A 1,352-nucleotide genomic window follows, 5' to 3' on the forward strand; every position below is an offset into this window, starting at 1 on the left:
TCGGCCTCCGCGTCCGTCAGGCTGCCCGCGCCGCGCAGCGCGGAATTCGCCCGCGCGGGCACCTGCGTGACCGTGCCGCCCGCGAGGCGGTCCGTGAGCTTGAACCACGCGCGTCCGTCCGTGTAGTACACCGCCGCGAGGTCCGCGTTCGCGCGCACCGAGTACGCGTCACCGCTCGCGGAGCGCGTCACCGTGACCTTCTGCGGCGTCGCGGCGGTCGGCAGACGGAACGTGGCCTTCCCGTTCACGCTCAGGGTGCCCGCCACGGCGAGCGGGTCCGCGACCTGCGGGCGCACCTCCAGCGTCTGATCGCCGAGCTTCAGGGTCGTCTGGGCGCCGCCGGGGATGGTGCCGTACACCCAGCCGATGCGTTCCTGGGTGGAGCCGTAGAGGAGCACCTCGTGCACTTCGAGGTTCTGAGGTCCGTTCATGGAGCACCCCGCGAGGACGCCACCGAGGAGGACGAGGCCAGCGACACGCTTGTTCATGAGCCTCATCCTAGGCGGCGAAACTGACCGTGGACTGAGAAGGGGAGGCGTGGGAGTTTGGAGTGTTCAGTCGGTCCCGAGCAGCTCGCGCGCGTGCTCGCGCGCCGCCGCCGAGTCCGTGCCGCTCAGCATCCGCGCGATCTCCGCCTCGCGCTCGGCGTGGTCGAGGAGGCGGACGCGCGTGACGGTGCGGCCCTCCTGGACCTGCTTCTCCACCTTGTAGTGATGGTCGGCGCGCGCCGCGATCTGCGCGAGGTGCGTCACGACGAGCACCTGACGGTCCCGCGCGAGCGCCGCGAGCTGCGACGCCACGGCGTTCGCGGCGGCCCCGCCGATCCCGGCGTCCACCTCGTCGAACACGACGCTGGGCGTGTCCGCGCCGAGCACCGTGCTGACGGCCAGCATCACGCGCGAGAGCTCGCCGCCCGACGCGACGTCCGCGAGGTTCCCGGCCGCCTCGCCGGGGTTGGCGCTGAAGCGGAGCTCCACCGTCTCCAGCCCGAACGGGGCGGGCTCGTCGAGGGGCGTGAGGGCGAACTCCAGCTTCGCGTGCGGCATGCCGAGCTCGCGCACGACCGACTGGAGCTGCTTCGAGAGGTTCGGCGCGACCTTCGCGCGCGCCGCGCGCAGCGCCTCGCCCTTCTTCCGGACGTCCCCGGCGAGCTTCAGCGCGTCCCCTTCGAGGCTGCCCGCGTCCTGCTCGTCGCGGCGCAGCTCCGCGAGCTGCCCGGCGATCTCCTCGGCGTAGCGCAGCACGTCCTCCAGCTCGGGGCCGTACTTGCCGCGCAGCTTCGAGAGCTGCGAGAGGCGCGTCTCGATCCGCGCGACCTCCTCCGGGTCGGGCGCGTTGTCCTCCGCGACGCT

The 1,352-nt window shown here is 72.8% G+C and carries 1 protein-coding gene and 1 pseudogene; both read right to left on the reverse strand.

Translation table 11 applies throughout. The features are described 5' to 3' along the window. Positions 1-488 (reverse strand): annotated as a pseudogene (locus DEIPI_RS38800) (protease complex subunit PrcB family protein); the annotation flags it as partial. Positions 489-554: 66 nt separating this feature from the next. Continuing rightward, positions 555-1,352, reverse strand: a 798-nt coding sequence (locus DEIPI_RS38805) for a hypothetical protein (RefSeq protein WP_027480817.1), incomplete at its 5' end; no start/stop codon positions are given.

Origin of the sequence: Deinococcus pimensis DSM 21231, assembly GCF_000519345.1 — a bacterium.
In the GTDB taxonomy this organism is placed as follows: Bacteria; Deinococcota; Deinococci; order Deinococcales; family Deinococcaceae; genus Deinococcus_A; species Deinococcus_A pimensis.